Origin of the sequence: Burkholderia sp. D-99, from assembly GCF_011605345.1 — a bacterium.
Lineage (GTDB): Bacteria > Pseudomonadota > Gammaproteobacteria > Burkholderiales > Burkholderiaceae > Burkholderia.
The window spans coordinates 275,088-283,408 of record NZ_JAAOXM010000009.1 but is presented as its reverse complement, the minus strand read 5'-3'; the positions used below and the strand labels follow the sequence as shown (position 1 = coordinate 283,408).

The window sequence follows — 8,321 nt, the reverse complement described above, 5'->3', positions numbered from 1 at the left end:
ATTCTGCACGCCGCATTCTGCACGCCGCATTCTGCACGCCGCATTCTGCACGCCGCATTCTGCACGCCGCATTCTGCACGCCGCATTCTGCACGCCGCATTCTGCACGCCGCATTCTGCACGCCGCATTCTGCACGCCGCATTCTGCACGCCGCATTCTGCACGCCGCATTCTGCACGCCGCATTCTGCACGCCGCATTCTGCACGCCGCACGGCCTCGGCCTCGGCCTCGGCCTCGGCCTCGGCACGGCGCAAGGCTCGCCGCGGCGCAGGAATCTCGTCAAGCAGTGGTGTCGATCAAGCCACCGAGCGCAGCGCCGCCGAGCGAATACGTCGACGGCGTGCCGTTCGACGCGGCCGTGCTGCCAGTCGACGACGTCGTGCCGTCGGTCGAGTTCGACGACGCACTCCCGGCCGCATGGTGATGGCCGTGCACGTGCTTCGTCCTCTCCGGGGACGACGTGGGCGTGCTGTTGCCGGTACGCTGGGCGGTGTTGCCCTGAATGGCCGTGGACGTGACGGCGCCGGTCGGGATGCTGGAAATGGACATGGCTTTCCTTCGGGTTGAATGAACGGACGCCAGCTGCGATGCGTTGCGTTGCGTGCCAGCGTCGCCACAGCGTGCCGCACGCCCACCTCGGTCAATCGGTCGATTAGAGGCGGAAACGACACCATCGGGCCGTGTCGCGTTACGACGCATTACGTTGATGGCACGTCGTAATCGCCGGTAAATTTCCGGATTGAGGGGAGGATCGGAACGGATCGGCGCGCTGTTATCGTTCGGGCGCTCGTCCAACAGCACCGCAAGCGTCGCGTCATCCGGCCGCGTGCGGCGCGCCGCCGCCATGTCCGTCGATCACGCGCTTTCACTTGCCTCCTCTTGCCGACAGGCGGGCCACCTCGACCTGGCCAATCGCCATTACCGCGATGCGCTCGCGCTCGAGCCCGACTCCTGGGACGCACGCTTCGGACTCGCGCAGGTGCTGATCCGGCAGGACCGCTTCGACGAAGCCATCGGCTGGCTGACGCCGCTGCTGGAACGCCCCGGCGACCACATCGCCGTCAGTCGCCAGCTCGGTCTCGCCGAGACCTGCGCGGGCCGGCACCAACGCGGGCTCGCGCATTTCCGGCGCGCGCTCGAACACGCTCCCGACGACCCCGCGATCGCGCATACCGTCGCGAATCTCGAGCAGGCGCTGGGGCTCGCTCGCGAAGCCGACGCGAGCTTCCGCCGCGCATTGAAACTGAAGCCGTTGGTCACGATCCCGGCCACCGTCGCGCCGGCGGACTTCCGCGCGCTGTTCGTGTTCGCGCCCGGTGCCGGCAATACACCGTTCGAATTCCTGATCGAACGGGCGCGCTTCGAAAGCAACATCATCACGCTGTTGCCCGACATGGCGTATGACATCGACCGGCTGCGCCTCCATGCGGACGTGGTCGTCAACCTGGTGTCCGACGTCGATCGCGGGCACGCACTGCTCGCGCCGGCGCAGGCACTCGTCACGGGTGTCGGCCGCCCCGTCGTGAATACGCCGGCCGTGATCGCACAGACGAGCCGCGATGCGGTGGCGCGGCAACTGGCGCAAATGCCGGGCTGCCGCGTGCCGCAGACGTCGCTTCACCGGAAAGCAGGCCTGCGCGCCATGCTGGCGGGCACGTCGCCGTCGCTGCTGCCGTTTCCGCTGCTTGCGAGACCGGCCGGCACGCACGGAGGTGACGATTTCGAACGGATGGAACACGGGGCGCAACTGCTGTCGTTCGTCGACCGGTTCGATACGGAACATTTCTATCTGACGCCGTACGTCGACTACCGGTCCGCGGACGGCTATTTCCGCAAGTACCGTTTCGTCTATGTCGACGGCGAGATCCTGCCGTATCACCTCGCGATCGACAGCCAGTGGAAGGTCCATCACGCGACGACCGACATGGCGCGCCACGCGTGGATGCAGGACGAGGAGCGCGCGTTCCTCGACGATCCGTGGCAAGTGTTCGGCGCCGCGCAACGCAACGGCTTGCAGGCGATCCGCGACGCGATCGGGCTGGATTACTTCGGCATCGACTGCGGGCTCGACCGTGACGGCGCGGTCGTCGTGTTCGAGGTCAATGCGAGCATGCTGGTACACGGCAACAACGAATGCTTCCCGTACAAGACGGCCGCCGTCGAGCGCATCCGGCAGGCGTTCCATGCGCTGCTCGCGCGGCGGGCAACGGGAGCGCCTCGCGTCGCACGCTGACGCCGCCCGACCCGGGCCACCATCATGCGCACGAGCGTGAGCGGTCATCGCACGAGCCCGCCGCTACCGCAGAACTGCACGGCACGTCACCGTGCAGTCGTGCGACCCTCGCGCGTGGCGCGCGAGCGACGGTGCGTCGGGCCGTCGCTTGCGGCCCGCTCGCCGCGCTTGCTACACTGCGCGCTCATTGCTCATACCGGACGCCAGCCAAAGTGAACAACTAAGCCTTCCCGAAATGTTTTCGCCGCCGTGCCACGCACGCCGCGCGCGAAGGTCTTCACGCATTTTTGGAGGTGCTTATGGCTGCAGCCACGCCCACCGGCGCGCTCGTCGCGCTCCATCACGTTTCCTTCCGCTTCGACGACGGCTTCACGCTGTTCGATTCGCTCGACCTCTCCATCGACCGCACGCCGACCGGCATCGTCGGCCGCAACGGCATCGGCAAGAGCCAACTCGCGCAACTGATCGCTGGCCGCTGCGCGCCGAGCGCGGGGACGATCGAGCGGCACACGCCCGTCGTCTACGTCGCGCAGCAGCATGACGACGACAACGCGGCGGCAAACCCGCGAACCGTCTCGCAGGTCGCCGCGCTCGATGCGCCGCTCGGCGCGCTCGCGCGTCTCGGGGAAGGCCGCGCGGAACCGCACGACTTCGACCTGATCGGCGATCGCTGGGATCTCGCGGAACGGCTGCGCACGACGCTCGACGCAGCCGGCCTGCACGACGTGCGGCCCGACACGCCCGCGCACGCACTGAGCGGCGGCCAGCTCGCGCGCGTCGCGCTGATCGGCGCGTTGCTGTCCGGTGCCGGCCTGCTCGTGCTCGACGAACCGACCAACCATCTCGATGCGCCGGGCCGCGCATGGCTGCGCGCGGCGCTCGACGGCTGGCGCGGCGGTGTCGTCATCGTGAGCCACGATCGTGCGCTGCTCGCCGGCGTGCAACGCATCGTCGAGCTGACGCCACAAGGCGTGCGCTCGTATGGTGGCAACTACGCGCTCTACCGCGCGCAGCGCGACGCGGATCAGGATGCCGCGCAAGCGGCGCTCGACAACGTGCGTGCCGAACGCGGACGCATCAGGCGCAGGCTCGAACAGGAACACGACACGATCCAGCGCCATGCGGCTGCGTCGCTGCGCGACGCGAAGACGGCCAACCTGTCGTCGGGGGCGAAACAAAGCCGCAAGGGCGCGGCGCGCAACATCATGGGGCAGGTCCGGCGCCACCAGAGCGACTTCAAGGCGACGCTCGACGAACGCGTGCAGCAGGCGGCCGCGCGCGTCGAAACCGATGCGCCCGTGCTGGTGTCGCTGCCGGGCACCGAGGTCAGCGCACGCCGCCAGTTGTTCACGCTCGAACGCGCGCAACTGCCGTGGCGCATCGCCGGCGCGGCCGATGCGATCACGTGGTCGGCGAGCGGCCCCGTGCGCATCGCGCTGACGGGCCCGAACGGCTGCGGGAAATCGACGCTGCTGCGGTTACTCGCGGGCGAGCTCGCGCCGCGCTCGGGCACCTGCACGACGCACGTAAGCGCCGCGTATCTCGACCAGCAGCTTGCGCTGCTCGATCCGGAGCGCTCGATCGTCGAGCAACTGGGGCTGCTCGATACACCGCTCGCCGAAGGCGACCTGCGCAGCCGGCTCGCACTGCTGCAGCTCGACGCGGCGCGCGCGACGCAGCCTGCACGGCAGTTGAGCGGCGGCGAACGGCTGAAGGCCGCGCTCGCCTGCGCGTTGTGGCGCGGCACGCCCGCGCAACTGCTGCTGCTCGACGAGCCGACCAACCACCTCGATCTCGAATCGGTGCATGCGATCGAGGCCGCACTGGCCGGCTTCCCTGGTGCGATCGTGGTCGCGTCGCACGACACCGCGTTTCTCGCGGCGCTCGACCCGACGCACACGATGCAATGGCAGCGCGACGGGTGGTGCTACGAACCCGTCGCATGAGGTGGACGAAGCTGTGTCAGCCGGCGGTGCGGAACCGCAGCACGCCGTCGTCGCCCTGCTCGCGCACGAGCTCCCCCGCGAGCCACAGCAGGTTCAGGTGCGCGAGCGCCTCGCCGAGCGCGAACGTCATCTGGTGGATGTCGAGCTCGCGGCGGCGGAACATGATCGGCACGATGTCGGCCGCGCTCATCGGCTTTTCCGCGCACGCGACGCGCACTTCGGCCAGGCGCGCGTCATGGTGTTCGCGCAGTTGCGCGATGCGCGTGCGCACGCCGCGGAACGGCTTGCCGTGCGACGGCAGCACCAGCGTATCGGGCGGCATCGTCTCGTAACGGCCGAGCGACTGCAGGTACAGCGCAAGCGGGTTCGCTTCCGGCTCGAGGTCGAACACGGACACGTTCGTCGAGATGCGCGGCAGCACCATGTCGCCGGAGATCAGCACGCCGTCCGCTTCGCTGTGGAGCGCGCAATGTTCAGGCGAATGGCCGAAGCCGGTCACGACGCGCCACGTGCGCGCGCCGATCGTCACCGCATCGCCTTCGCGCAGGCGACGGTAGCGCGGCGGCACGGCCGGCACGAGATCCGAGTAGTAGTTGCGGCGGTTGCGCAGCTTGTCGAGCGCGGCCGGATCGGTCAGCCCGTGGCGCGCGAAATGATCGGCTGCCGCCGCACCGCCCGCGTTCGAGCCGTTGCCGGCCGCCATCAGGCAGCCGAACATGTACTCGCCGAGCGTCATCCACAGCCGCACGTTCCAGCGGCCCTTGTCGCCGCCTTCGCACAGCCAGTTCGCGAGGCCGAAGTGATCGGGGTGGCAATGCGTGACGAGCACCCGCAGGACGGGCAGGCCGTCGAGATGCGTATCGAAGATCTGCTCCCAGTGCGTGCGGATCGCATCCGACGCGATCCCGCAATCGACGATCGTCCAGCCGGCCTGCCCGTCGATCTCGTCGCGCAGCAGCCAGAGGTTGATGTGATCGAGCGAGAACGGCAGCGGCATGCGCAGCCAGCGCACGCCGGGCGCGACCTCGAACGTATCGCCCGCGGCGGGCAGCGTGTCGGCGAAGGGGTAATCGAGTTGGTGTTCCAGTGCGTTCATCGGTGGGGTGTCTCGTCGTTATCTGTGCGAATGCGCGCCGGCGGCAGGCCGTGGCGGGCGTTGCGTCGATTCTATCGCCGTCGCGCCCAACGCGTGCCCGGCGGCCGCCGGCCCGTCAAAAAAAGTTCGTGTCAGAATCGGTTCTGTACCCGTATCTTTACGCGAAGATGCACCGAACGGCATCCAACGGCGGATAACCGGCCGCCTGCCTGCCGGCCGCGCATCGCCGCAAAGTCCTTGAACCGCCCGCTTGGGCGCTAAAATGGCGAGTGCTTACAGCCCCTCCCGAACGAGCCTGCACGCGATGAATCACTTCCCCAAACTGCTGTCTTCGCAGATCGGTTTCGACGTCGCGCAGACGATGCTCGAGAACTTCGACCGCCACTACCGGATCTTCCGCGAGGCAGCCGTCGAAGCGAAGACGCTGTACGAGCACGGCGACTGGCATGGGCTGCAGCGGCTCGCGCGCGAGCGGATCACGTCCTACGACGATCGCGTGAAGGAATGCGTCGAGGTGCTGGAAGACGAATACGACGCGGAAAACATCGACGACGAAGTGTGGCAGCAGATCAAGCTGCACTACATCGGCCTGCTCACGTCGCACCGCCAGCCCGAGTGCGCGGAGACCTTCTTCAATTCGGTGTGCTGCAAGATCCTGCACCGCTCGTACTTCAGCAACGATTTCATCTTCGTGCGCCCGGCGATCTCGACCGAGTATCTGGAGAACGACGAGCCGGCCGCGAAGCCGACCTACCGCGCGTACTATCCGGGCACCGACGGGCTCGCGGCCACGCTCGAGCGCATCGTCACGAACTTCCAGCTCGAGCCGGCGTTCGACGATCTCCCGCGCGACATCGCCTGCGTGATGCAGGCGATCCACGACGAATTCGGCCACTTCGACGAAGCGCCGAATTTCCAGATCCACGTGCTGTCGTCGCTGTTCTTCCGCAACAAGAGCGCGTACATCGTCGGCCGCATCATCAACGCCGACCGCGTGCTGCCGTTCGCGGTGCCGATCCGCCACGTGCGGCCGGGCGTGCTCTCGCTCGACACCGTGCTGCTGCGCCGCGACCAGTTGATGATCATCTTCGGCTTCTCGCATTCGTATTTCCTCGTCGACATGGGCGTGCCGTCCGCGTACGTCGACTTCCTGTGCTCGATCATGCCGGGCAAGCCGAAGGCGGAGATCTACACGTCGGTCGGCCTGCAGAAGCAGGGCAAGAACCTGTTCTATCGCGACCTGCTGCACCATCTGTCGCATTCGAGCGACCGCTTCATCATCGCGCCCGGGATCAAGGGCCTCGTGATGCTTGTGTTCACGCTACCGTCGTTCCCGTACGTGTTCAAGATCATCAAGGATCACTTCCCGCCGCCGAAGGAAACGACGCGCGCGCAGATCATGGAGAAGTACCAGCTCGTGAAGCGCCACGACCGCCTCGGGCGGATGGCCGATACGCTCGAGTATTCGAGCGTCGCGCTGCCGATCGCGCGGCTCGACCACGCGCTCGTGCGCGAGCTGGAGAAGGAAGTGCCGTCGCTGCTCGAATACGAGGACGGCAATCTCGTGATCGAGCACCTGTACATCGAGCGCCGGATGACGCCGCTCAACCTGTACCTGCAGAACGGCACCGATTCCGACATCGAGCACGGCGTGAAGGAGTACGGCAACGCGGTGAAGGAGCTGATGAAGGCGAACATCTTCCCCGGCGACATGCTGTACAAGAACTTCGGCGTCACGCGCCACGGCCGCGTCGTGTTCTACGACTACGACGAGATCGAGTACCTGACCGACTGCAACGTGCGCCGCGTGCCGCCGCCGCGCAACGAGGAAGACGAGCTGTCCGGCGAACCGTGGTATACCGTCGGCCCGCACGACATCTTTCCGGAGACCTACGGGCCGTTCCTGCTCGGCGACCCGCGCGTGCGCGACGTCTTCATGAAGCATCACGCGGACTTTTTCGATCCCGCGCTGTGGCAGGCGAGCAAGGACAAGCTGCTGCAGGGCGAATTGCCCGATTTTTATCCCTACGACGCAGCGCTGCGCTTCAGCGTGCGCTACCCCGCGCGCTTCGGCGCGGCGGACCAGAACGACGGCGAAGGCGACGCGCAGCGCGCCGCCTGACGCCGGTTACACCGAATCCGATATCGACCTGATTTCCGCACACGGAATCCACACCGATGAACACCCAAGACAACCCGCTTTCACATCTGTTCGACAACAACGACGCGTGGGTCAAACGCAAGCTCGCCGACGATCCCGAGTTCTTCACGCGCCTGGCCGACCAGCAGGCGCCCGAATACCTGTGGATCGGTTGCTCGGATTCGCGCGTGCCCGCGAACCAGATCATCGGCTTGCCGCCAGGCGAAGTGTTCGTCCACCGCAACATCGCGAACGTCGTCGTGCACAGCGACCTGAACTGCCTGTCGGTGATCCAGTTCGCGGTCGACATCCTGCGCGTGAAGCACATCATGGTCGTCGGCCACTACGGCTGCTCGGGCGTGAATGCGGCGCTGCACAACCGGCGTGTCGGCCTCGCGGACAACTGGCTGCATCACGTGCAGGACGTGCGCGAGCGCCACGCGGCGCTGCTCGACGAATGGCCGGTGGGCGAAGCGCGCTATCGCCGCCTGATCGAACTGAATTCGATCGAGCAGGTCGTCAACGTGTGCCGCACGACGATCGTCAACGATGCGTGGGCACGCGGCCAGTCGCTCACCGTGCACGGGCTCGTGTACGGCGTGCACGACGGCCGGATGCGCAACCTCGGGATGGCCGTGTCGAACTTCGAAGCGCTCGACGAAACCTACAAGCGCTGCGTGGCCGCGCTCACCGCGCGCGGCCAGCATGCCCCCGACAACGACATGATCGCGGCGGACGCCGCGCGGCTCGAAGGCGTCGCGCAGGCGGTCGCCGCCACGCTGAAGCCGTGCGACGACGCGCAGTAACGCGTCATCGCGCCGCCACCGCGACAACGGCGGCGGCGCAAGCGCAATCGGCATCGGCATCGGCATCGGCATCGGCATCGGCATCGGCATCGGCATCGGC

The 8,321-nt window shown here is 67.2% G+C and carries 6 protein-coding genes; 4 read left to right on the top strand and 2 right to left on the bottom strand.

Going from position 1 to position 8,321, the window contains the following annotated elements:
• Positions 1 to 279 precede the first annotated feature (279 nt).
• Positions 280 to 549 carry a hypothetical protein gene (locus tag HAV18_RS28310; protein ID WP_166962781.1) on the bottom strand — a complete coding sequence of 90 codons (270 nt, stop codon included), beginning with the start codon at positions 547 to 549 and terminating at the stop codon, positions 280 to 282.
• A gap of 295 nt (positions 550 to 844) precedes the next feature.
• Here HAV18_RS28310 and HAV18_RS28305 point away from each other — a divergent pair, with 295 nt between their 5' ends.
• Both HAV18_RS28305 and HAV18_RS28300 read left to right on the top strand, forming a co-directional pair.
• Positions 845 to 2,233 (top strand): tetratricopeptide repeat protein, encoded by a 1,389-nt coding sequence (locus tag HAV18_RS28305; RefSeq protein WP_166962779.1) that lies wholly within the window; start codon positions 845 to 847, stop codon positions 2,231 to 2,233.
• 299 nt (positions 2,234 to 2,532) lie between these two features.
• Positions 2,533 to 4,179, top strand: a complete 1,647-nt coding sequence (locus tag HAV18_RS28300; RefSeq protein WP_166962777.1) for an ABC-F family ATP-binding cassette domain-containing protein — start codon at positions 2,533 to 2,535, stop codon at positions 4,177 to 4,179.
• A 16-nt stretch (positions 4,180 to 4,195) separates the two neighbouring features.
• Here HAV18_RS28300 and HAV18_RS28295 read toward each other — a convergent pair whose 3' ends face one another.
• On the bottom strand, positions 4,196 to 5,275 hold the full coding sequence (locus HAV18_RS28295) for an MBL fold metallo-hydrolase (RefSeq protein ID WP_166962775.1): 1,080 nt from the start codon (positions 5,273 to 5,275) through the stop codon (positions 4,196 to 4,198).
• A gap of 304 nt (positions 5,276 to 5,579) precedes the next feature.
• Between HAV18_RS28295 and aceK the strand changes: the two genes are divergently transcribed.
• Both aceK and can read left to right on the top strand, forming a co-directional pair.
• Positions 5,580 to 7,397, top strand: coding sequence for a bifunctional isocitrate dehydrogenase kinase/phosphatase (aceK, locus tag HAV18_RS28290; RefSeq protein WP_166962773.1), 1,818 nt, complete (start codon positions 5,580 to 5,582; stop codon positions 7,395 to 7,397).
• 56 nt (positions 7,398 to 7,453) lie between these two features.
• Positions 7,454 to 8,221 carry a carbonate dehydratase gene (gene can, locus HAV18_RS28285; RefSeq protein WP_166962771.1) on the top strand — a complete coding sequence of 256 codons (768 nt, stop codon included), beginning with the start codon at positions 7,454 to 7,456 and terminating at the stop codon, positions 8,219 to 8,221.
• Positions 8,222 to 8,321 lie beyond the last annotated feature (100 nt).

Bases quoted from the DNA above. Each gene is read 5' to 3' on its own strand.
- HAV18_RS28310 (WP_166962781.1), bottom strand. From the start codon at position 549: ATGTCCATTTCCAGCATCCCGACCGGCGCCGTCACGTCCACGGCCATT.
- HAV18_RS28305 (WP_166962779.1), top strand. From the start codon at position 845: ATGTCCGTCGATCACGCGCTTTCACTTGCCTCCTCTTGCCGACAGGCG.
- HAV18_RS28300 (WP_166962777.1), top strand. From the start codon at position 2,533: ATGGCTGCAGCCACGCCCACCGGCGCGCTCGTCGCGCTCCATCACGTT.
- HAV18_RS28295 (WP_166962775.1), bottom strand. From the start codon at position 5,275: ATGAACGCACTGGAACACCAACTCGATTACCCCTTCGCCGACACGCTG.
- aceK (WP_166962773.1), top strand. From the start codon at position 5,580: ATGAATCACTTCCCCAAACTGCTGTCTTCGCAGATCGGTTTCGACGTC.
- can (WP_166962771.1), top strand. From the start codon at position 7,454: ATGAACACCCAAGACAACCCGCTTTCACATCTGTTCGACAACAACGAC.